The sequence below is a fragment of the Brevundimonas sp. genome (assembly GCF_023259385.1).
Lineage (GTDB): Bacteria > Pseudomonadota > Alphaproteobacteria > Caulobacterales > Caulobacteraceae > Brevundimonas.
In genome coordinates this window covers 1-22,566 of record NZ_JAHFPF010000007.1, presented here as the reverse complement: position 1 = coordinate 22,566, position 22,566 = coordinate 1, and the positions used below count along the sequence as shown (strand labels likewise).

General features: G+C 68.5%; 21 protein-coding genes. 20 read left to right on the top strand and 1 reads right to left on the bottom strand.

Annotated features, from left to right (window positions below):
• The first annotated feature begins 1 nt into the window (after position 1).
• The 20 genes from Q0C81_RS00970 (at position 2) to Q0C81_RS00875 (ending at position 20,565) form a co-directional block, all read left to right on the top strand.
• Positions 2-1,174, top strand: a complete 1,173-nt coding sequence (locus Q0C81_RS00970; RefSeq protein ID WP_291832353.1) for an N-acetyl sugar amidotransferase — start codon at positions 2-4, stop codon at positions 1,172-1,174.
• A 7-nt stretch (positions 1,175-1,181) separates the two neighbouring features.
• Entirely contained in the window at positions 1,182-1,802 is a 621-nt protein-coding gene (gene hisH / locus Q0C81_RS00965) for an imidazole glycerol phosphate synthase subunit HisH (RefSeq protein WP_291832351.1), read from the top strand.
• Positions 1,802-2,578 (top strand): imidazole glycerol phosphate synthase subunit HisF, encoded by a 777-nt coding sequence (hisF, locus tag Q0C81_RS00960; protein WP_291832349.1) that lies wholly within the window; start codon positions 1,802-1,804, stop codon positions 2,576-2,578. The genes hisH and hisF overlap by 1 nt, the downstream gene beginning before the upstream one ends.
• A 32-nt stretch (positions 2,579-2,610) precedes the next feature.
• A complete protein-coding gene (locus Q0C81_RS00955) occupies positions 2,611-3,537 on the top strand; it encodes a sterol desaturase family protein (RefSeq protein WP_291832347.1) in 927 nt (308 codons plus the stop codon).
• Entirely contained in the window at positions 3,537-4,472 is a 936-nt protein-coding gene (locus Q0C81_RS00950; protein ID WP_291832345.1) for a polysaccharide deacetylase family protein, read from the top strand. Before Q0C81_RS00955 ends, Q0C81_RS00950 begins: the two co-directional genes overlap by 1 nt.
• Before the next feature lie 13 nt (positions 4,473-4,485).
• The gene (locus Q0C81_RS00945; protein WP_291832343.1) at positions 4,486-5,175 is read left to right on the top strand and encodes a hypothetical protein; all 690 of its coding nucleotides are present in this window, start codon (positions 4,486-4,488) and stop codon (positions 5,173-5,175) included.
• Between the two features lie 24 nt (positions 5,176-5,199).
• Entirely contained in the window at positions 5,200-6,288 is a 1,089-nt protein-coding gene (locus Q0C81_RS00940; RefSeq protein WP_291832341.1) for a GNAT family N-acetyltransferase, read from the top strand.
• Between the two features lie 46 nt (positions 6,289-6,334).
• A complete protein-coding gene (locus Q0C81_RS00935) occupies positions 6,335-7,750 on the top strand; it encodes a glutamate-1-semialdehyde 2,1-aminomutase (protein WP_291832339.1) in 1,416 nt (471 codons plus the stop codon).
• Positions 7,750-8,565 (top strand): SDR family oxidoreductase, encoded by an 816-nt coding sequence (locus Q0C81_RS00930; protein ID WP_291832337.1) that lies wholly within the window; start codon positions 7,750-7,752, stop codon positions 8,563-8,565. The genes Q0C81_RS00935 and Q0C81_RS00930 overlap by 1 nt, the downstream gene beginning before the upstream one ends.
• On the top strand, positions 8,562-9,839 hold the full coding sequence (locus Q0C81_RS00925) for a hypothetical protein (protein WP_291832336.1): 1,278 nt from the start codon (positions 8,562-8,564) through the stop codon (positions 9,837-9,839). Before Q0C81_RS00930 ends, Q0C81_RS00925 begins: the two co-directional genes overlap by 4 nt.
• A complete protein-coding gene (locus tag Q0C81_RS00920) occupies positions 9,836-10,783 on the top strand; it encodes an NAD(P)-dependent oxidoreductase (protein ID WP_291832333.1) in 948 nt (315 codons plus the stop codon). Before Q0C81_RS00925 ends, Q0C81_RS00920 begins: the two co-directional genes overlap by 4 nt.
• Positions 10,780-12,237, top strand: a complete 1,458-nt coding sequence (locus Q0C81_RS00915; RefSeq protein WP_291832331.1) for a hypothetical protein — start codon at positions 10,780-10,782, stop codon at positions 12,235-12,237. The genes Q0C81_RS00920 and Q0C81_RS00915 overlap by 4 nt, the downstream gene beginning before the upstream one ends.
• A gap of 88 nt (positions 12,238-12,325) precedes the next feature.
• Positions 12,326-13,429 carry a phytanoyl-CoA dioxygenase family protein gene (locus tag Q0C81_RS00910; protein WP_291832329.1) on the top strand — a complete coding sequence of 368 codons (1,104 nt, stop codon included), beginning with the start codon at positions 12,326-12,328 and terminating at the stop codon, positions 13,427-13,429.
• 40 nt (positions 13,430-13,469) lie between these two features.
• Positions 13,470-14,804 carry an oligosaccharide repeat unit polymerase gene (locus Q0C81_RS00905; RefSeq protein ID WP_291832327.1) on the top strand — a complete coding sequence of 445 codons (1,335 nt, stop codon included), beginning with the start codon at positions 13,470-13,472 and terminating at the stop codon, positions 14,802-14,804.
• Positions 14,797-15,738 (top strand): NAD-dependent epimerase/dehydratase family protein, encoded by a 942-nt coding sequence (locus Q0C81_RS00900; protein ID WP_291832325.1) that lies wholly within the window; start codon positions 14,797-14,799, stop codon positions 15,736-15,738. The genes Q0C81_RS00905 and Q0C81_RS00900 overlap by 8 nt, the downstream gene beginning before the upstream one ends.
• Positions 15,735-16,781 carry an N-acetylneuraminate synthase gene (gene neuB, locus Q0C81_RS00895; protein WP_291832323.1) on the top strand — a complete coding sequence of 349 codons (1,047 nt, stop codon included), beginning with the start codon at positions 15,735-15,737 and terminating at the stop codon, positions 16,779-16,781. The genes Q0C81_RS00900 and neuB overlap by 4 nt, the downstream gene beginning before the upstream one ends.
• Positions 16,782-16,783: 2 nt before the next feature.
• Positions 16,784-17,914: a UDP-N-acetylglucosamine 2-epimerase gene (neuC, locus tag Q0C81_RS00890; protein WP_291832321.1), complete on the top strand. Its 1,131-nt coding sequence runs from the start codon at positions 16,784-16,786 to the stop codon at positions 17,912-17,914.
• A gap of 1 nt (position 17,915) precedes the next feature.
• Positions 17,916-18,524: a NeuD/PglB/VioB family sugar acetyltransferase gene (locus Q0C81_RS00885; protein ID WP_291832319.1), complete on the top strand. Its 609-nt coding sequence runs from the start codon at positions 17,916-17,918 to the stop codon at positions 18,522-18,524.
• Entirely contained in the window at positions 18,525-20,000 is a 1,476-nt protein-coding gene (locus Q0C81_RS00880; RefSeq protein ID WP_291832318.1) for an aminotransferase class I/II-fold pyridoxal phosphate-dependent enzyme, read from the top strand.
• A 4-nt stretch (positions 20,001-20,004) separates the two neighbouring features.
• Entirely contained in the window at positions 20,005-20,565 is a 561-nt protein-coding gene (locus tag Q0C81_RS00875) for a sugar transferase (RefSeq protein WP_291832317.1), read from the top strand.
• Positions 20,566-20,589: 24 nt separating this feature from the next.
• Here the strand turns inward: Q0C81_RS00875 and Q0C81_RS00870 are convergent, their stop codons facing one another.
• Entirely contained in the window at positions 20,590-22,509 is a 1,920-nt protein-coding gene (locus tag Q0C81_RS00870) for a nucleoside-diphosphate sugar epimerase/dehydratase (RefSeq protein WP_291832316.1), read from the bottom strand.
• Positions 22,510-22,566 lie beyond the last annotated feature (57 nt).

Below are 22,566 nucleotides of genomic sequence, written 5' to 3'. Positions count from 1 at the left end.
CATGCGCAAATGCACCCGCTGCCTGACCCCCGAGACGGTCGACACCATCACCTATGACGACGAGGGCGTGTGCTCTGTCTGCCGTCAGGTCCAGTTCAAGCAGGACAAGATCGACTGGGCCGACCGCCAGCGCCAGCTGGACGAGATCGTGGCCGCCCACAAGGGCAAGGGCCTGTACGACTGCATCGTCCCCTATTCGGGCGGCAAGGACTCGGTCTTCCAGCTCTATTACATCATCAAGGTGCTGAAGCTTAAGCCGCTGGTGGTCCGCTACAACCACTGGGGCTATCGCCCGCTGGTCGAGGACAACAACACCTCGGTCTTCAAGCAGCTGGGCTGCGACGTGGTCGAGTTCACGCCGAATTTCCACGTCGTGCGTGAGCTGATGCTGGAGAGCTTCAAGCGGCGCGGCGACTTCTGCTGGCACTGCCACACCGGCATCTATTCGGGCGTCATGCACATGGCCGTCCGCTTCGAGGTCCCGCTGCTGTTCTGGGGCGAGAGCACGGCCGAGTACCACAGCTGGTACACCTTCGAGGAAATGGAGGAGGTCGACGAGAAGCGCTTCAACCGCCTGATGAACCAGGGGATCACGGCGGACGACATGTACGAATTCCTGCAGGGGCGCGTGGAGCGCCGCGACCTGTGGATGTTCGACTATCCCAAGCGCAAGGACCTGATCAAACTGAAGGTCCAGTCGATCTGCCTGGGCAACTACATCGAGTGGGACACCAAGGCGAACGTCGAGCTGATCAAGAAGGAACTGGGCTGGAAGGGCCAGGAAGTCGAGGGCGTGCCGCCCGAGTACGACTACGAGAAGATCGAGTGCACCTTCCAGGGCATGCGCGACTGGTCCAAATACGTGAAGCGCGGCTACGGCCGGGCCAACCACCTGCTGTCGATCGACATCCGCAACGGCCGCAAGACGCGCGAAGAGGCGCTGGAGATCGAGGCCAAGTATGACGGCAAGCGCCCGGCCTCGATGGACTGGTTCCTGCAGCACCTGCAGATCAGCGAGGACGAGTTCTACGACATCCTGGCCCCGCACCAGGTCCACCCGTGGAAGTTCGACCGCAAGAACCTGGAGACCGGCAACGTCATGCCGGACTTCGACAAATGGGACCGCACCGACCTGAGCGATCTCAAGGTCGGACCGCCCAAGGCCGCGGAGTGAACGCCCGATGACCATCGCCATCATCGACTACGGCATGGGCAACGTCCGTTCACTGATGAACGCGTTCGAGTACATCGGCGAGGACGCGGTGGTCACCGCCGACTTCGATGAGTTGGAAGAGGCGGACCGGCTGGTCCTGCCCGGCGTCGGCGCCTTTGGGGACGCCATGGCCGCCATCGACGCCAAGAAACTGCGTCCCGTGCTGAACCGGCTGGCGCTGGAGGTGAAGAAGCCGGTGCTGGGCGTCTGCCTGGGCATGCAGCTGTTCGCCAAGCGCAGCCTGGAGCACGGGGTGCACGAAGGCCTGGGCTGGCTGGACGCCGAGATCCGCCCGCTGGAGGTCCTGCCGCCCGCCAAGGTGCCGCACGTCGGCTGGAACGCCGTCTCGTTCGCCCCGGACGAATGGCTGTTCAAGGGCCTGCCCTCGGGCGAGAGCGACTACTATTTCGTCCACTCCTTCCACATGGTCTGCGCCGATCCGGCGGACGTGGCCGGAACCTGCGACCACGGCGGCCCGTTCACCGCGGCGGTGCGGCGCGGCAATCTGGTCGCGGCCCAGTTCCACCCGGAAAAGAGCCAGGACAACGGCCTGCAGCTTCTGCAGAATTGGCTGGCGCACGAGTTCTGATGCTCAAGAAACGGATCATCCCGAAATTCCTGATCCGCGGCGGCCGTCTGGTGAAGATGCGCCGGTTCCACGACGATCAGCGCGAGGCCGGCAACCCGGTCTCGACGGCCAAGGTCTATGACTCCTACGGCGTGGACGAGCTGATCTTCGTCGACATCGACGCCTCGGCCGAGGGCCGGGTCGTGACGGGCAACATCATCGAGCGGGTGGCTGAAGAGGTCTTCGTGCCCCTGACCGCCGGCGGCGGCGTGACCACCCTGGCGCAGATCGAGGCCCTTCTGAAAAGCGGCGCCGACAAGGTCAGCATCAACTCCGCCGCCATCGAGAACCCGGACTTCGTCACCCAGGCCGCCAGCCGGTTCGGCGACCAATGCATCGTGGTGTCCATCGACTACAGGGCCGACGCGTCCGGCCGGAAGCGCGTCTTCGGGCGCGGCGGCACGACCGAGACCGGCCACGACCCCGTCGAGTTCGCCCAGCGGATGCAGGACCTGCACGCCGGCGAGATCCTGATGTCGTCCATCGACCGGGACGGGATGATGAACGGCTATGACCTGGAGCTGATCAACGACCTGTCGGACAAGCTGTCGATCCCGCTGATCGCCTCGTCGGGCGCCGGCAGCCTGGACGACTGCAAGTCGGCGCTGGACGCCGGGGCCTCGGCGATCACCATCTCGTCGATGTTCATCTTCACCGACCACAGCCCGATCAAGGTGCGCACCTATCTGGCCACCAACGGGGTGTACGTCCGGAACCAGAAGGGCAGTCGTTCGTGACCGGGCTCACCGCGCTGAGCGTGGAGCGTCTGGTGAGCGATCCTGCGAGCAGCGCCGGGGTCGTGATGCAGAGCATCGCCCGCAACGTGAGCGCCGAATGGCCCCTCTATTCGGTGCTGGCCGCGGCGCTGGTGGTGGTCGCTGTCGTCGACATCGTGCAGCGGCGCAAGGCGCTGTCGAAATACGGATCGCGCAACGCCCGCACCGACATGCTGTACGGGCTGTTCGAGCTCAGCCACATCCAGGCGCTGATCGTGATCGCGCCGGTGGCCGCCTCCCTCAACGGCTACGTCGACGCGCTGGCGCCGTGGCTGAGACTGGACCAGGCGACGCAGGCGCCGGCCTGGGCGATCCTGATCGTCAGCCTGCTGGCGGCCGACTTCTGCGGCTACTGGATCCACCGCTTCAAGCACGAAAACCGCTGGCTGTGGCAGTTCCACAAGGTGCACCATTCGCAGGAGCATCTGACCATCCTGACCCATTTCCGCTTTCCGCTGCTGGACCGGTTCCTAGATTTCCTGCTGCTCTTCCCCTTGGGCGTCATCACCGGGTCGGCGGAACTGCCTCTGGTCCTCCTGCTGCTCAGGGTGTGCCGCTCGATGCTCGAGCATTCGGGACTGGACTGGACCTATGGGCCGCTGGGACTGCTCGTCGTGTCGCCCTCCTTCCACGGCGTGCACCATTCGCGCGCGCCGGAGCACATCAACCGCAACTACGGGAACCTGCTGACTGTCTGGGACCGGATGTTCGGCACGGTAGCCGAACGCGGAACGGAGCCGCTGAAATACGGACTGGCCCATGAGCGTGTGCCCGAGTGCTTCTGGCGCCAGAACCTCGCTCCCGTGGTCGGCATCGTCCGGCTGATCCGGAACAAGCCTTTTCCGGGTCCGAAGGAGGCGGCCCAGCCGCGTCTCGAGCACTGCTTCAGCCTTGTGGCCAACAAAGGCGGGGCCGACTGATGTCCCTGACCATCGTCATGTACCACTACGTCCGTGACCTGGCCCGGTCCCGCTATCCGGCGATCAAAGGGCGGACGACCGAGGCCTTCCGGGGCCAGCTGGACCACATCGGCGCGAACTACGAGGTCGTGACCACCCCGCAGATCCTGGCCGCGCGGCGCGGCGACGAGCGCCTGCCGGACAACGCCTGCTGGCTGACCTTCGACGACGGCTACCTGGACCACTACCAGAACGTCTTCCCCCTGCTGGACGAGCGCGGCTGGCAGGGGACGTTCTTTCCGCCGGCCCAGCCCATCCTGGAGGGCCGCCTGCTGGACGTGAACCGGATCCACTTCATCCTCGCCTCGGAGCCCGACGCCACCAAGCTGGTCGCCCTGCTGCGCGAGGCGGTGGAGCAGGCGCGGGAGGCCGGCGCGGCGCTTCGTCCGTGGCAGGACTATGTGGACGAGTTCATGGGCGAGTGTCACCTCGACACGCCCGAGGTGCTGTTCATCAAGCTGATGCTGCAGACCGGCCTGCCCGAGGCGGTGCGCAACGACATCTGCGACACCCTGTTCGCGCGCATCGTCAGCGCGGACGAGGCGGCCTTCGCGGCGGAACTGTACATGTCGACCGACCAGGCGCGGACCATGATGCGCGCCGGCATGACCTTCGGGAGCCACGGCTACAGCCACCAGTGGCTGTCTTCCATGACGCCGGCGGAACAGGCGCGCGACATCGACCGGTCGCTGGACTTCCTGGGTCAGCTGGGCGTGCCGAAAGCCGACTGGTCGATCTGCTATCCCTACGGCGGCTACAACCGCGATACGCTCGACATCGTGCGGGCCCGCGGCGGGGCTTTGGGCGTGACGACGCGGGACGCGGTGGCGGATCTGACGGTCGATGATCCGCTGGAGCTGCCGCGCGTCGACACCATCCACCTGCCGGTGGCCTGAAGCGGAGACGGCGATGACCACGCGGATCGCGATGAGCCTGACGCCGGACCTGCTGGCCGCCTATGTCGCCCGGCAGGTGAGCCACAATTTCCCCGACGGCGAGGTATCGGTCGACGACCTGCGCCCGGCCATGCCGAGGGCGCTGGAACGGCTCGAGCACTGCTTCAGCCGCGTGGACAACAAATACTTCTTCGACGGCGGGCAGGCGCGGTTCAGCCACCTGCACGGCGACCAGTACGCCATGTGGCTGTACCTGCTGTCGAACGAGCTGTTCCGGCAGAAGGCGCCGGCGGACCTGTGCGCCAAGCTGTTCCTGCTGAACAAGGCCCTGCACGGCTGCGACATCTTCTACGAGGTCGAGCTGCCCAGCATCTTCCTGCTGGTCCACCCCCTCGGGACGGTGCTGGGGCGGGCGAACTACAGCGACTATTTCGTCAGCTACCAGCGGGTCGGCGTGGGTTCCAACCACGATATCTATCCGACCTTCGGCGAGCATGTGACGCTGCGGCCCGGGGCCGCCGTGCTGGGCGACTGCACGGTCGGACGCCAATGCCAGATCGGCACCGAATCCCTGCTGATCGACCGCGATCTGCCGGACAACAGCCGTTACATAGGCACGCCCGGGACCGCCGTTGTCAGGCGTGAGGAAACCTTCTACCCGTTGTGGCGGGATCGATCCGACGACACCCGCGGCGACATCTGATCCGCGACCTGTTCAGGAGACCCCATGGACGCCATCACCACCGGCTCGGCCAGCGACCTCGGCGTTTCGGTCGAGGAGATCGCGGCCTTCTACGACCTGCACTGGCCCCGGAAGATGGCGCTGGGCCTGCCCGAGTTCGCGCGCTGGCAGTTCGTCTCGGCGCCGGAACAGAACAACCTCTGCTCGGTCTGCGTGTCGGTGTCCGGCTCGAACATCATCGGGGCGATGGGCCTGCACGAGCACAGCTTCATGCTGGGCGGAGAGCGCCGCCGCGCCGCCGAACTGACCACCTGGATCGTGTCACCCGAGGCCAAGGGCAAGGGCCTGGGGCCGCGCATGCTGGACCACCTGCAATCGACCTATGAGGTGATGCTGGGCAGCGGCATCAGCGACGAGGCGCTGAACGTCTATCTGCGCAAGGGCTTCAACTACTGGCGCTACATCCCGCGCTTCTTCCGCGTCTGGGACACCGAGGCCGTCACCCCGTACAGCAACATCGCGCCGCTGGGCCTCAAGCTGGCCCGGCACCGCGCCGACGCCGTCACCCCAGATGAAGGCGGCGCCCGTCTGGTCGCGGCGGCCGACGTGGCCGTTCCGGATCGCGGGCTGGCCGACAAGAACGGCTACGTCCGGGACGCCGCCCACCTCGGCTGGCGATACGACCGGCATCCCGTCTACGCCTATGAGACCTATGCGATCGGCAAGGCGCACGTGATCCTGCGCCGCGACGCCCTGCCCGGCATGCCCTTCGCCCATGTGGTCGAGATCGGCGCCGAGGCCGAGGAGATGCCGGCGGTCCTGTCGTTCCTGGAGTTCTACGCCCGGGACCGGGGCCTGGCGGCCATGGACTTCACCTGCACCTCATCGGGCTTCGGCCGTCACTTCATCGCGGCCGGCTGGTTCTCGTCGGTGGACGAGCCGATGTTCGCCTTCCTGAGCCTGTTCCATCCGCCCGAACTGCGCGACCCGCAGACGACCTCGCTGATCTACTGGGCCCGCGACGCCCAGGCCGAATTAGCGGATCTGGGCCGGATGCATGTGGTCAAGGGCGATCTCGACCTCGACCGCCCGACCCTGGCCTACTATCAAACCAACGGCCTAGAGCCGCGGTAAGCTTCTCCCCCTTCGCACCGCCCCCCTCCCCTCGCGCGCAAGTCTGATGTCCGTCATCCCCACCAAGACCGAATCCGGAACCCCGCTGGGGAATGCCGAAGCCGATTTCGCCGCCCTGCGCGAGCGCCTGCACCGGGCGATCCCCGGGGGCGCCCACACCTATTCGCGCGGGGACGACCAGTTTCCGTCGATCGCCCCGCCGGTGCTCAGCAAGGGCAAGGGCGCCTATGTCTGGGACACCCACGGCAACAGGTATCTCGACTACGGCATGGCGCTGCGGGCGGTGACCATCGGCTATGCGGACGAGCGGGTGAATGCGGCCGCCATCCGGCAGATCGAGAACGGCGTGAACCTGACCCGCGCCACCGAGATCGAGCTGGAGGCGGCCGAGCTGATCTGTGACCTGATCCCCTGCGCGGAGATGGTGAAGTTCGGCAAGAACGGCTCGAACGTCACCACCGCGGCGGTGAAGATCGCCCGCGCCTACACCGGCCGCCGCTACGTCTGCGTGCCGCGCCAGCATCCCTTCTTCTCGTTCGACGACTGGTTCATCGGCGTCACCGCCATCAAGCGCGGCACGCTGGAAGATCACGCGGCCACCACCCTGGTCTTCGACTACAACGACATGGGCTCGCTGAAGGCCCTGTTCGACCAGTATCCGGACCAGATCGCGGCGGTGATGCTGGAGCCCTCGACCCACATCTGGCCGCACGGCGCGGACGGCGCCCTGGGCGATGCGCCGACGCCGGACCGGGCGGCCGCAAGCCACGCCGGCGGCTTCCTGCATCAGGTGCGCGACCTGGCCCACGCCAACGGCGCCCTGTTCATCCTGGACGAGATGATCACCGGCTTCCGCTGGAACCTGCGCGGGGCGCAGGAGGTGTTCGGCATCGAGGCGGACCTGGCCACCTACGGCAAGGCGATGGCCAACGGCTTCTCGCTGGCCGCCGTGGTCGGCAAGCGCGAGTTCATGCAGGTCGGCTCCATCGACAAGCCGGGCATGGAGCGGACCTTCCTGCTGTCCTCGACCCACGGCGCCGAGATGCCGGCGCTGGGCGCCTTCGTCGAAGCGACGCGGATCAACGCCGCCGAGGACGTGCCCGCCCACCTGTGGGCCTACGGCGCGAAGCTGAAGGCGGGCCTCGCCGAGGTCGCGGGCCGTCACGGCCTGCAGGACCACGTCTTCATGGAAGGTCCGGCGGTGTCGCTGAACTATGTGACCCGCGACGCCTCGGGTGCGCCGTCCCTGCCCATGCGCACCCTGTTCGCGCAGGAGATGCTGAAGCGCGGCGTGATGATGCCGTGGCTGGCGATCTCGCAGGCGCATGGCGCGACCGAGCTGGCCCTGACGCTGGAGGCCTTCGACGGCGCGCTGGGCGTCTACAAGCAGGCGCTGGACGCGGGCGTCGAGACCCAGCTGAACGGCCCGGCGATCAAGCCGGTCTTCCGGACGCACAACTGATGACCGACACCCCGACCTTCGCCGCCGCGCGGCTGGACGGCCAGGTCGCCCTGGTCACCGGCGGCGCGGGCATCCTGGGCCGGCTGTTCTGCCGGGCGCTGGCCGAGGCGGGCGCGCAGGTGGCCGTGGTCGATCTGTTCGAGGACGCGGCGAAGACCGCCGCCGCCGAGATCGGCGAGGCCGCCGCGGGCTTCGGCTGCGACGTCTCCGACCCGGCTTCGGTGCAGGCGGCGGTGGATGCGGTCATGGCGCGGTTCGGCCGGATCGACGTGCTGGTCAACAACGCCGCCACCAAGACCGCCGACGTACGCGCCTTCTTCGAGCCGTTCGAGACCTACAGCCTGGAGGTCTGGCGCGAGGTGATGAGCGTCAACATCGACGGCATGTTCCTGATGGCCCAGGCCGTCGGCAAGGAGATGCTGAAAGCCGGGCGCGGCGGGCGGGTGATCCAGACCGCTTCCATCTACGGCCTGGTCGGCCCCGACAGCCGCATCTACGAGGGCTCGGACTATCTGGGCGGACCGATCAACACTCCGGCGGTCTATTCGGCTTCCAAGGCGGCGGTGGTCGGCCTGACCAAATGGCTGGCGACCCACTGGGCCGACAAGGGCATCCGCGTGAACTGCCTGGTCCCCGGCGGCGTCTCCAGCGGCCAGAACTCCGTGTTCGGAGACAAATACTCCGCCCGCGTCCCAATGGGCCGGATGGCCCGGGGCGAGGAGATGGCCCCGCCGCTGCTGTTCCTGGCCAGCGAGGCCTCGTCCTATGTGACCGGTCAGGTGCTGGCCGTTGACGGCGGCTGGACCGCCTGGTGAGCGGCGCGGTCACCCTGCCCCGGCTTCACCGGGACTTCTATCTGGTCGTCGTGAAGCTGATGGACGTGGCCGCGCGCGCGGGCTTCGTCATCACCGCGACCTACGGGCTGCGCGTCGATCAGGCGGGCCAGTTCGGCCTGATCGCGACCCTGGTCGGCCTGTTCGCCTTCGCCTTCAATTTCGAGCGGCACATCGACATCCAGCGCCGATCGGCGGGCGAGCCGCATGCGGTCATGGACCGCATGGTGGTCCAGGCGTTGAAATTCTTCGCCTTCAACTGGGCTCTTATGGTCCCGCTGTTCATCGTGGCGGTGGCGTTGTGGACCCACGCCCCGTGGCCCGTGCTGCTGCTGGCGACCGTGGTCGTCGTCGGCGAGCATCTGTCGAACCAGGCCTATCAGTACGCCCTCATCGACACCCGCTACGCGCCCCTGCTGGTGATCGTCGCCCTGAAGAACGCGGCGCTGGCCGCCCTGGCGCTGGGCGTGGCCCTGTTCATGCGGGACGCCTTCGACCTGAGCTTCGTGATCACCGCCTGGGCCATCGGCGCCGTCGCCTGCACCCTGATGCTGGCCGCCGGCTTCCTGCGCATCCGCAACGCGGCCCCGAAGACGACGGCCTTCAATCTGAAGACGGACATCCTGGGTCAGCATCGAGCCTCCATGACCCATTTCCTGATCGGCCTGATCGCCATCCTGGTGCTGCAGTTCGACCGTCTGGCGGTCGGAGGCCTGCTGTCGCTGGAACAGACCGGGGTCTATTTCCGCCACGCGCTGCTGATCTCGCTGGCCTATCAGCTGTTCAGCATCGCCTCCTTCAACCGCATCACGCCGACCGTCTTCGCCGCCGCCAAGACCGAGTCCAATAGGACCCTGATCCGCATCGTGCTGAAGGAGTACGCCCGCACCCTGGTCGGCGCGCCCCTGCTGTTCGCGGGACTGTGGGCCGCCGACCGGCTGACGGGCGGCGCCTGGACGGCGCGCTTCCATATCGAACTGGGTCTTGTGGCTGTCATGTTGCTGGGCTTCATGCTGCGCGGCGCGGCCGACTTCCCGGCCATGATCATGAACGCCAAACACCTGGAGAAGCTGGTGCTGCACCGTCAGGCCATCGCCTTCGCGATCGGCGGCGCCCTGCTGGTGGGCCTGACCCACCTGTGGGGCCTGTGGGGGGCGGCGGCGGCCATGGTCGCGACCAGCGCCCTGTACGCGACCCTGAACTGGATCGCCCTGCGCCGGTTGCCCGACCTGCAGGCCCCGGCGGGCGCCGCATGAAGATTCTGATCACCGGTTCAAGCGGTTTCGTCGGCAAGGCCCTGCTGGAGCGGCTCGTCGCCGAGGGGCACGAGGTTCGCGGCCTGTCGCGCGGCGACCGGCCGATGTCGCTGAAGGGCGACCTGATGGATCCGGCCTCGCTGGCCGCCGCCCTGGAGACCTTCCGCCCCGAGGTGGTGTTCAACCTGGCGGCCGAGACGGACCTGAAGGGCCCGCCCAAGAATGACTATCGCGCCAACACCGACGGCGTGACCCATCTGATCGAGGCCGTCGCGGCGGCGCCGTCCGTCCAGCGCGTGATCTGGATGTCGTCGCAGCTGGTGCATCGTCCGGGGAACACGCCGACCTCCGACACGGACTACGATCCGATCGGCGGCTACGGCGAGTCCAAGGCCGAGGGCGAGCGCCGCGTGCGCGCCGCCGACGGCGCGGGCCGCACCTGGGTGATCACCCGCTCGACCACCATCTGGGGGCCGGGCATGAGCCCCTATTACACCGGCATGTTCCGGCTGATCCGGCGTGGCCTGTACTTCCACGTCGGGGGACGGCCGCTGCGGAAGTCCTATTCCTACATCGATAATCTGACGGCCCAGCTGGCGACCTTGGCCACGGCGTCGGCTGACGCGGTCCATCGCCGCACCTTCTATCTGGCCGACAGCGAGCCGGTGGAGCTGCGGGCCTGGGCCGACGGCTTCGCCGAGGCCTTCGGCAAACGCATCTTCACCCTGCCCCTCCCTGTCGCCCGGGCGATGGCGATGGTAGGCGACGGGGCGTCCCGCCTCGGCCTCCCCGCGCCGCTGACCACCGCCCGATTGAAGAACATGCTGACCGAATACCTCTACGACACCGCCCCGATCGAGGGCGTCCACGGCGTGACGACCGTTTCCAACGCCGAAGGCGTGCGCCGCACCGCCGAGTGGTTCCTGCGCGGAGACGCGGCGTGAACCACGTTCTGATTTTCGCGATCTTCCGCACGGAAGCCTGGTGGGCCCATGTCGGGCGCCATCTGGGCGTCGACCGGGTCACGGTCCTGACCGACACGCGGGGGCGCGGCGACCGCTCGGTCACCGATGACTTCTACGCCGCCTATCGCCGCTTCCTGAAGGCGGACGTCCACGAGTCGGACCTGGTCGCCCGGGATGAGGTTCGGGACGCCATCGCCCGCTGCCGGGTGCTGCGCTGGCTTCCCGAACGCCAGGCCACGGCCATGGTGCTGGGCATGGCGCAGGCCATGGACCAGGCGCTGGCGGCGCTGGCGCCGGACTCCATCGTCAGCCTGCCCATCGACAGCTACGTCACCGACATGCTGGAAAGGCGCGCCCGCGCGCGCGGCATCCCCTATTTCGAACTGACCGCGGGCACCCTGCCGGGGCTGAGCATGCTGCTGCATCGCGGCGCGCTGGTCACCACCGAGGGCGCGCCGGACGAGGAGGAGGTCGCGGCGCGATCCGCAGAAATCTCCAACCCGGAGTTCGCGCCGATCTATGTGCAGAACGCCCGCACCTTCACCCGCGCCAAATTCCATCGGGTCCAAGCCTATTTCCAGCTTCGCGCGTGGGCCTTCAACCTGCTGGCCCGGGCGGCGCGCGACCCGCTGAATCTGCGCGCGCTCGATAGCCAGACCTGGCTGGGTCACAAGGCCCGAGCCTCGGATGTGCGCGTCCTGTCGATGATCGACCACGACTGGCAGGAAAGACTGGCGGCCTTCCCCCGGGAGCGCCGCGTCCTGTTCGGGCTGCAGATGTTCCCCGAAGCGTCCATCGACTACTGGATCGATGACCTGCGGCTGATCCGGCAGGAGGACATGCTGCTGGAGCTGGCGCGGCGTTTGTCGGACGCCGGCTTCCAGATCGTGGTCAAGGATCACCCGCTTCAGTTCGGCTTCCGCCAGACGGCGCTGCTCGAGGCGCTGCAGGCGATCCCGAACGTGGTGCTCGTCCCCTACGAGGTCACCGGCAACGCGATGCTGGCCCAGTGCGGCGTCAGCGTGACGGCGACCGGCACCCTGGGCCTGCAGGCGGCCCTGCTCGGCAACACCTCCATCGCGGGGCAGGCCTACTACGTCGTCGAGGACGATTTCGTCGTCCTGCGGACGTGGGAGGATCTGGCGACCGTGCCGGATCGGCTGCTCAACGATGCGCCGATGGACTCCGTCGAGGCCCGGCGCGCGCGGATCATCCGCCACGTCCTGAAGGGCAGTTTCGACGGGCCGTTCATGTCCCTGTTCGGCTTCAAGGCGGATGCGCCGAACGACGAGGTGACGCAGATGGGCCGCGAACTCGGACGCCGCATGCGTCTGGTCGGCCCGGAGGGCGAGGACTGGCACGGCAAGGTCGGCGCCGCCCGCGTCGGCGGCCATGCCGGCTCGCCGCTCGGCGGGCCGGAAGGCCGGTTGTGAACTTGACCCGCGACTGCGGCATTGGTTAGAGCCTGAGCGGCTCCAGCGCATTTCGCGCCGGGCCCCGAACTCCCGGGAGGATCGATAGATGGCCGGTAATGACTATCTGATCGTCGAGCCTTCCCCGACGATCATCCCGCTGCCGGAGCAGACCTGGAGCCCGGCTCTGGTCGACTATTCCGTCCACCCCGCCTATCGCGATCTGGTCGCGCGTCCGAGCGCGGGCGATCGCGCCGCGGGGCTGGCGATCTTCTTGAAAAGCATGGCCGTTCTGCTGGTCAAGCGGCTGGTCCGCTACGAAATGATCCCGAACGACGTGCGCTCCGACGCCACCGCCGGCGGGCGGCTGAAGATGGTCGGGCATGCGCTGGGCAATATGGTCAGCCGCCCCCGCGAGCGCGCGGTCCGCGTTCAGCAGGCCGATCAGACCACGGGCCGCCTGGGCCGTGACGGCATCCATGTGGTGTCCGTGCCGGACGCCGACTTCCAGGCCCTCGCCGCCGCCGCCGAGCCCCAGTTCGACGAACTGAACCGCCGCCGTGCACAGGGCGCCGCCGGCAAGCGCGCCTTCGACGACTCGCGCGGTCGCACGACCCGCAAGGAACAGCAGGCGCTGTTCGAGGTGATCGAGCGGGTCCTGAAGGACGCCGGGGTCATGGACGTGGCCTCGGCCTACATGCAGCGGCCGGGCCGGGTGATCGACGTCAATCCCCAGATCAACGACACCAGCGACACCTTCTGGAAGGACATCTTCCCGGACACGCCGCCGTCCGATCTGCCCGGCGCGGCCTACTGCCACCGCGACGCCTCGGGGGGCGACCTCAAGGCGATCATCTACATGACCGACGTGGAACCCCGGAACGGGCCGTTCAGCTATGTCGTGGGATCACACCGGATGCATATCCCGCGTCTGGACGACCTGATCTGCGAGGCGAACGACTCCAACGGCCTGGCCGGCACCGACGCCCGCTCGCGCGCGCGCTTCGCCGCCCTGCCGGGGAAGTTCATGCAGAAGGGCAGCTTCGGAAACGACCTGCTGCCGACCGCGCCGCTGGCCCAGGACATCGCCCGCGGCCTCTGGGCGATCAGCGCGCGAAAGGGCTCGATCGTCCTGTTCGACACCAAGGGCATCCACCGTGGCGGCATGGTGGAAAGCGGCGAACGGCGGGTAATCACGTGCGTCATCGGCTGAGGCCGGACACCCTGCCGGGGTCCGGATTGCGAGGGACGCAATGAAATTCCATCCCGCCGCGCTGATGCTGATGGTCTGGTCCATCTGCATCGCGCTGTTCTACATCCTGCCCTTCCAGTTGGAGAGCCGGACGATCTCGCTGTACGGCGTGATGGTCCTGCTGGTCTTCATCGCGGTCTATTGCGTGGGCGCGGCCAGCGCTTCGGGGCGGCTGCCCCAGCGCCCGATGGACCCGCACGTGACGGTCGATTTCCGGATGACCGACCGCATCCTGATCGCCGCCACGGTGATCGCGCTGGCCGCCTCGGTCATGGATGTGCAGGGGCGCAACCTGTTCAACCTGATCGATTCCTACCAGGTGCGGTCGGACCGGGCGAGCGGCCTGCTGAACGCCGCGGAATCGGAAAGCTCCATCTGGTTCCAGATCGCCTTCCTGACCTCGCCCGCGGCCTATGTGTACCTGATCCGTGAAATCGCGTTCCGACCGCGCCCGATCCTGTGGCGCGCGGCCGTGTTCGGCCTGGGGCCGATCCTGATGGTCTCCCTGGCGTCCGGCGGGCGCAATCCGATCTTCTACGCCTTCCTGTGCGCCGGCCTGTCCTACCTCCTGCGCGGGCACATCTTCGCCGACCGCCTGGCCGCCGACGGCGCCAAGAAGCGTCCGAAGCGGCGGCCGATCTTCAAGCTCAACATGCCCGCCCGCGTGCTGATCGGCGTGCTGGTCGGCTGCATGGGCATCTATTTCGCGCGGGTCTTCATCGTCCGCGCAGACGTGGTCGGCGGCATCGACGCCATGTTCGGCATCGCCAGCTCATCCTGGGGCGTGAATTTCAACGGCCCGTTCGCTGACCTCTACTTCACCCTGCTGGGGCCGGACCTGACCTATCTGGTGTTCGTCTTCGTCTGGTACGTGGTGCAGGGCTTCGTGATGGCCAACACCATCTTCACCAACTACGACGGGCCGATGATGTGGAGCGCCTACGGCATCGACATCTCCTCGGCGGTCGTCCGGCGCCTGGACAGCGAGTTCCTGGCCACCGGCTTCGGCCACCTTCTGGGGCTGAACACCTACGGTTTCCTGCCGTCGGCCTTCGGGTCGCTGTACGTCGACTTCAAATTCCTAGGCCTGCTGCCGTGCTTCCTCTGGGGCTGGCTGTCCGGGATCACCTACAAGAAGGTCAAGCAGGGCCGCGATCCGCGATGGCTTCTGGCCGCGCCGATCGTGGTCATCGGCATCCTGCTGAGCGTCATCAACACGCCGATCGGATTCTCGAACGGCCTCATCACCCACCTCTGGCTCGTGACCGCCTTCATGTCCGCCCGCGTGATGCGCTGGCGGCCCGCACCGGCCCCCGCAGAGGCCGCCGGTGGCTGACGCTTCCGGTCGCCGGATCCTGATCACGGGAGGGAACGGCTTCCTCGGCCGGGCCATGGCGGACGACTTCGCCGCGCGCGGCTTCATTGTGCGCGTGGCCGTGCGCGATCCGGGAACGTGGTCCGGCGCCGCCGAGGCGGTCGGGGTCGGCGACCTGGCCGGTGCGGTGGACTGGTCCGCCGCGCTGCAGGGGATCGATTGCGTGATCCATACGGCCGGGCGGGCGCACCAGCGCAAGGCCGCGGACGCCGCCGAGCACGCCGTCCTCACGCGTATCAACGTCGATGCGACCCTCGACCTGGCGCGCCAGGCGGCGCAAGCGGGCGTCCGGCGGCTGATCTTCATCTCGTCGGCGCATGTGAACGGGGTCGAGACGACCGGCAGAGGCTTCCGGGCCGACGATCCGCCCAACCCCGCGGGTCCCTACGCCCAGTCCAAGCTCGAGGCCGAGACCGGCCTGCGCCGGATCGCCGACGAGACCGGGCTGGACGTGGTCGTCATCCGTCCGCCGCTGATCATCGGCGCGGGGGTGAAGGGCAATCTGGCCAGTCTTTACGGCGCGATCCGGCGCGGCCTGCCGCTGCCGTTCGCCAACCTGGTCGACAACCGGCGCGACCTCGTCTCGCGGGAGACCCTGAGCGATCTGGCGGCGGTGTGCGTCAGCCACCCGTCGGCCCCGGGCGCGGTCTTCATGGTCAGCGACGGCGCCCCGCTGTCGACCCGGGCGCTGGTCGAGCGGATGGCCGCCGAAACGGGCGCGCGCCCGCAGCTGATCCCCGTTCCCCCGGCGATGCTCCGCGCCCTGCTCGCGCTCGTGGGCCGGTCCCGCATGGCGGGCCAGCTGACCGGGGACCTCGAGATCGACATCCGGCCGACGTGCGACCGTCTGGGCTGGCGTCCCCCCACCTCCCCGCCGATCGGAGCGGTCCATTGAGCGTCTTCATCATAGCCGAAGCCGGCGTGAACCATAACGGCGACGCCGACCGCGCCCTGGCCATGGTCGACGCCGCGAAGGCGGCGGGCGCGGACGCGGTCAAGTTCCAGACCTTCTCGGCCGACAAGCTGGCCGCGCCGGGCGCCGAGAAGGCCGACTATCAGAAGCGGGAGACCGGCGAAGGCAATCAGCACGACATGCTGAAGGCGCTGGAGATGTCGGACGACCTGCATCACCGCCTGATCGCCCGCTGCGCCGAGGTCGGCATCGAGTTCATGTCGACGCCCTTCGACGAGGAGGCCGCCGACTTCCTGGTCGCCTCGGGAATGGCGCGGATCAAGGTCCCGTCCGGCGAGATCGTGAACCACCCCTTCCTGCGCCATCTGGCGGCGAAGGACCGGCCCCTGATCGTCTCCACCGGCATGGCCACGATGGAGGAGATCACCGACGCCGTCGCCGTCATCGCCGAGACCCGCGCGAAACACGGCCTGACCACGCCGCTGGATCAGGTGCTGACCATCCTGCACTGCACGTCCAACTACCCGGCGGCGCCGTCCGATGTGAACCTGCGCGCCATGCGCACCATCGGCGAGGTCACCGGCCTGCCCGTCGGCTATTCGGATCATACCCTGGGCCTGGCGGTCTCGACCGCCGCCGTGGCGCTGGGTGCGACGGTGATCGAGAAGCATTTCACCCTCGACGTGACCCTGCCCGGCCCCGACCACCGCGCCTCCCTGACCGTTCAGCAGCTGACCGATCTGGTCGGCCAGATCCGCGATGTGGAGCAGGCTCTGGGCTCGTCGGTGAAGGCGCCGACGGCGGCCGAACTGCCCGTCCGCGCCGTGGCCCGCCGCTCGGTCATGGCCCGCATCGCCCTGCCCGCCGGCCACGTGCTGGCCGAGGCCGACCTGATCCTGCTGCGTCCCGCCTCGGGCATCGCACCGCGCTTCTTCCACACCCTGCCCGGCCGCGCGCTGCAGGCGGATGTCGAGGCGGGCCAGCCCCTGACCTGGGACCTGCTATCCGGCGAGGCGATGATCTGACCATGCGGCGCGTTTGCTACATCAGCGGCACCCGGGCCGACTTCGGCCTGATGCGCTCGACGCTGCTGATCCTGCGCGACCATCTGGAGCTGGACCTGGCGGTGATCGCCACCGGCATGCACCTGTCCCCCGCCTACGGGCATACGGTGGACGAGATCGAGGCCGCGGGCCTGCGCCTGGCCGCCCGCGTGCCGGTGCCGCTGGAGCCCGCGACGGGCGCCACCATGGCCCGCAACCTGGGAACCATGGTCGCCGCCTTCACCGATGTGCTGGAAAGCGAGCGGCCCGATGCGGTTCTGCTGCTGGGCGACCGGGGCGAGATGCTGGCCGGGGCGCTGGCGGCCATCCATTTGAACATCCCCGTCGCCCATATCCACGGCGGCGAGCGGTCGGGCACGGTGGACGAGCCTGTGCGCCACGCCATCTCCAAGCTCAGCCACCTGCATTTCGCCGCCACGCGAGAAGCCGCCGACCGGCTGGTGCGGATGGGCGAGAACGCCGCCAACGTCCATGTCACCGGCGCACCCGGCCTGGACGGCCTGACCGACGCCGAACTGCCCGACCAGACCGAGGTGATGCGCCTGCACGGCCTCGATCCCGAGCGCCCGTTCGCCCTGATGGTCTATCACCCCGTGCTGCAGGAGGCCGCGACCGCCGCGGACGACGCGCGCCGCATCCTGAAAAGCCTGACCGACGCGGGCCTGCAGGTCCTGGCCCTGATGCCCAACGCCGACGCGGGCAGCGACGGCGTCCGCGCCGTCCTGACCGAAGCCAAGGGCGCGCAGGACATCACCGTGCGCACCCATCTGGCCCGCCCGGCCTTCGTCGCCGCCATGGCGCACGCCGACCTGATGATCGGCAACTCCAGCGCCGGGATCATCGAGGCCGCCAGCTTCGGCACGCCGGTGCTGAACGTCGGCCCGCGCCAGAACCTGCGTGAGCGCAACGCCAATGTGCTGGATGTCGAGGCGACCGAGGCGGCCCTGGCCGCCGGGATCGCCGATCTGCTGGCGCAAGGCCGCCGGGCGCCGCAGAACGTCTATGGCGACGGCCGCGCCGGACCGCGCATCGCCAACCTGCTGGCCTCCGTCCCGCTGGACGCGGCCCTGCTGATGAAGGTCAACGGGTACTGAGATGATCCATCTGATCGGCGCAGGCGGGCATGCGAGGGTGGTGCTGGACGCCCTGCTGGAAGGCGGGACGGATCTGTCCGGCGTCGCCGTCCGCGCCGACGCCCCCGCAACCGACCTGCTGGGCCTGCCGGTCGCCACGCCCGCGATCGCGCCCTCCCCGGCGGGCCAGCCCTTCCACGTGGCCATCGGCGCCGCCGCCGTTCGCGAACGCCTGCAGGGTGAAGCCGAAGCGGCGGGTGGATCGGCCCTGACCGTCCTCCACCCCGCCGCCTCAATCTCCCGTTTCGCCACGATCGCCGAGGGCGGCTTCGTCGCCGCCGGCGCCGTCGTCGGGCCGGTCGCGGTGGTGGGGCGCGGCGTCATCATCAATCACGGCGCCGTCGTCGACCATGACTGCGCCGTCGGCGACTTCTGCCACCTGGCCCCCAACGCCACCCTCGGCGGCGGCGTCAGGGTCGGCGCGCGCTGCCTGATCGGCGCCGGCGCGGTCGTCCTGCCCGGCGTGACCATCGGCGATGACGTGACCATCGGCGCCGGCGCGGTGGTGACCCGCGACGTGGCCTCCGCCCAGACCTGGACCGGCGTCCCCGCCGCCCCGAAAGGCTCCTGAATGACCGAGATCGACGCCTTCAGCGCCGCCCGGACCGCCACCATCCGCGATGCGATGGCGACCATCAACGCCTCCGGCATGCAAATGCTGCTGCTGGTGGACGCCGACGGCCGCTTCCAGCGCACCGTCACCGACGGCGACCTGCGCCGTCTGCTGCTGGCGGGCTCCGAGATGGGCGACACGCTTGAGGCGCTGCCGGACCTGACCTCGGTCACCGCGCCGGAAGAGGTCAGCCGCAAGGCCGCCCTGGCCCTGATGGACGCCAACGAGATCAACCACCTGCCCCTGATCGACGGCGAAGGCCGGGTCGTCCGCGTGCTGAACCGCCGCGACATCGGCGCGCCCATCCTGCTGTCGACGCCGCACATGGGCGAGGCCGAGCTGCATTTCGTGGAAGAGGCCTTCCGCACCAACTGGATCGCCCCCCTGGGTCCGAACGTCGACGCCTTCGAGCGCGAGATGGCGGCCCAGACCGGGATGGCGCAGGCCGCCGCCCTGTCGTCGGGCACCGCCGCCATCCACCTGGCGGTCCGCATGCTGGGGGTGAAGCCCGGCGACCGGGTCTTCTGTTCGACCCTGACCTTCGCGGCCTCGGCCAACCCCATCGTCTATGAAGGCGGCGAGCCGGTCTTCATCGACAGCGAGCCCGACAGCTGGAACATGTCGCCGATCGCGCTAGAGCGGGCCTTCGACGCGGCCAAGGCCGAGAGCTGGATGCCCAAGGCGGTGATCGTCGTGAACCTGTACGGCCAGAGCGCCGACATGGACCCGATCCTGGCGCTGTGTAACCGCTACGGCGTGCCGATGATCGAGGACGCCGCCGAAAGCCTGGGCGCGACCTACAAGGGCAAGGCCTCAGGCTCCTTCGGCCTGATGGGCGTCTTCTCGTTCAACGGCAACAAGATCATCACCACCTCGGGCGGCGGCATGCTGCTGTCCGACGACGAGGACCTGATCAAGCAGGCCCGCTTCCTGGCCACCCAGGCGCGCGATCCGGCGCCGCACTACCAGCACAGCCAGATCGGCTTCAACTACCGCATGTCCAACATCCTGGCCGGGGTCGGCCGGGGGCAGCTTCAGGTGCTGGGCGACCGGGTGGCCTCACGCCGCGCGGTCCATGACGCCTACCGCGAGGGCCTGTCGGACATCGCCGGCCTGATCTGGCAGCCGGAACCGGAGTGGAGCGTCTCCAACCGCTGGCTCTCGGCCCTGACCCTGGATCCGGACGCGACGGGCGTCACCGCGCCCGAGCTCATCCGGCGACTGGCCGACGAGATGATCGAGGCCCGACCGGTCTGGAAGCCGATGCACCAGCAACCCGTCTTCGCCCATTGCCGCCACTTCGCCCACGGCAACGAGGCGGTCTCGGACCAGATCTTCGAACACGGCGTCTGCATGCCCTCGGGCTCGAACATGACCCGGGCCGAGATCGACCGGATCATCGACGCCGTGCGCGGCATCATGAAGGTCCGGTGATCCCGTGAAACGCGCGTTCGATTTCGTCCTGGCGGGCGGCGCCCTGGTCGCCCTGTCGCCGGTTCTGCTGGCCACCGCCGTGGCCGTGCGGGTGACATCGCGAGGCCCCGCCATCTATTGGTCCGACCGGGTCGGGCGGGACAACAAGCTGTTCCGGATGCCCAAATTCCGCTCGATGCGGATCGAGACCCCGGCGGTCGCCACCCATCTGCTGACCGACACCTCGGCCTGGCTGACGCCCATCGGCGGCTTCCTGAGGAAGAGCAGCCTGGATGAGCTGCCGCAGCTGTGGAGCATCGTGGTCGGCGACATGTCGATCGTCGGCCCCCGCCCGGCGTTGTTCAACCAGGACGACCTGATCGGCCTGCGCACCGAACAGGGCGTCCACAAGCTGCGTCCCGGCCTGACCGGCTGGGCCCAGGTCAACGGACGCGACGAACTGCCCATTCCGGACAAGGTCCGGCTCGACGCCGAGTATCTGAACAACCGCTCGTTCGCGATGGATCTGAAGACCATCTGGATGACGGTCGGCAAGGTGCTGCGCGCCCGCGACATCTCGCACTAGGCCCTCCCCCTGTGGGGAGAGGGATCAGGCCCGCTTGATCGGCACGACCTCGGCCAGGCCCCGGTCGTCGCCGACGGTGCGGACGCGGGCCAGAATCTCGAAGATCAGGGCGCGGGCGTCGGCGTTGTCGCCCTGGCGCGCCACCTGCTCCAGCTTCTGGACCATGCGCTCGGTCATCCGCGCGCCCTCGATGCGGTCGGTGACGCGCATCAGGCTTTGGCCGCACATCTCGGCGACCTCGCTGGAATCGACCAGTTCCTCGAACAGCTTCTCGCCGGGGCGCAGTCCGGTGACCTCGATCTCGATGTCCTTGCCCGGGATCTTGCCGTACAGGCCGATCAGCTGGCGGGCCAGGTCGATGATCTTCACCGGCTTGCCCATGTCGAGCACGAAGACTCCCAGCGGGGCGTCCGGCTGCCCGGCCGAATGGGCCGTGGCGTGCAGCACCAGCTGGACCGCCTCGGGGATGGTCATGAAATAGCGTTCGATGTCCGGGTGCGTCAGCGTGACCGGCCCGCCGCGCTCGATCTGCGCCCGGAAGGTCGGCACGACGGAACCCGCCGAACCCAGAACATTGCCGAAGCGCACGACGCTGAAGCGGGTGGTCCCGCCGTCGCCGGTCTGCTGGGCGCGGACCACGGCCTCTGCAAGACGCTTGGTGGCGCCCATGACGTTCGGCGGATCCACGGCCTTGTCGGTCGAGATGAAGACCATGTGCTTCACGTCGGCCGCGTTGGCGGCCTCGGCGACGTTCCAGGTGCCGACGACGTTCGTCAGCACGCTTTCACACGGATGCCGCTCCATCAGCGGCACATGCTTCAGGGCCGCGGCATGGAAGACGATGTCCGGACGCTCGGCGGCGAAGGCCTCGTTCAGCAGGGCCTTGTTGCGCACGTCGTACAGATATTCGCGGCGCGACAGGGTCGGCCAGCGATGCTCGATCTCCTGGTCGATCCGGAACAGGCTGAATTCCGAGTTGTCGAGCAGCACCAGATGGCCGCAGCCGAGGCTGGCGACCTGACGGCAGATCTCCGACCCGATCGAGCCGCCGGCGCCGGTGACCAGCACGCGCTTGCCCGCGACCAGGGCCCGCAGCGGGCCGTCGGCCAGACGCACCGGCGGACGGGCCAGCAGCTCCTCCAGCTCGAATTTGCGCATGACCGGCTCATCGGCCTTGCCGCCCATCTCGACCAGGCTGGGCGCGCGCAGCAGGTGCACGCCGCGGGTCCGCAGCTGACCCAGCCGCTCGACGCCGAAGTCCACCGGGGTCAGTGAATCGTCCAGGAAGACGATCGCCCCCTCTATGGCGTGATCGGTCAGATCCTCCAGGATCTCGAAGGCCGCCGTGGCGTTGGACAGCACCGGCACGCCGCGCAGCTCGCGCGTCGCGGCTCCGCGGGTGTCGGTCACGATGCCCGCCGGGCGATAGGCCTCGCCGCTGCGGGCCAGTTCGCGCAGGAAGGTCTCGACCCGGTCCATGGCGCCGACCACGATCAGCGGCTTGCGCTCGTCGCTGGCTCCGACGAACGGCGCGATGGCGCGCAGGGCTTCCTTGTCGTGCAGGATCCGGCGCAGCAGGACCAGCGCCAGCGTCAGCCCGATGTCGAGAACCGGCACGATCAGCAGGGTGGAGCGAGGCAGCGACGCGCCCCGCTCAAGGAAGAAGCTGAACGCCAGGAAGACCGCCGCCGACAGCAGGGAGGTGCGCACGATCGGACCGACGTCGACGATCGAGACGTAGCGCCACAGCGCCCGGTCGGTGCGGAAGAACAGGTCCAGGGCGAAGCCCAGGGCCGCGAACACAAGGGCGAAGACCCAGGCGTCCTGCGTCGCGTTCAGGATCGCATCCGGGGTCAGCCCGTTTCCGGACGCCACCAGATACCCGCCGATCATCGCGACGACCCGAACCCCGGCGCGCGCCGCGACCTTCAGGCCACGGATCAATAGTGCGTTGCTGTTACCCAAGTTAGTCCTGCCCGACAGGCTTCGTCCGAACCGTGG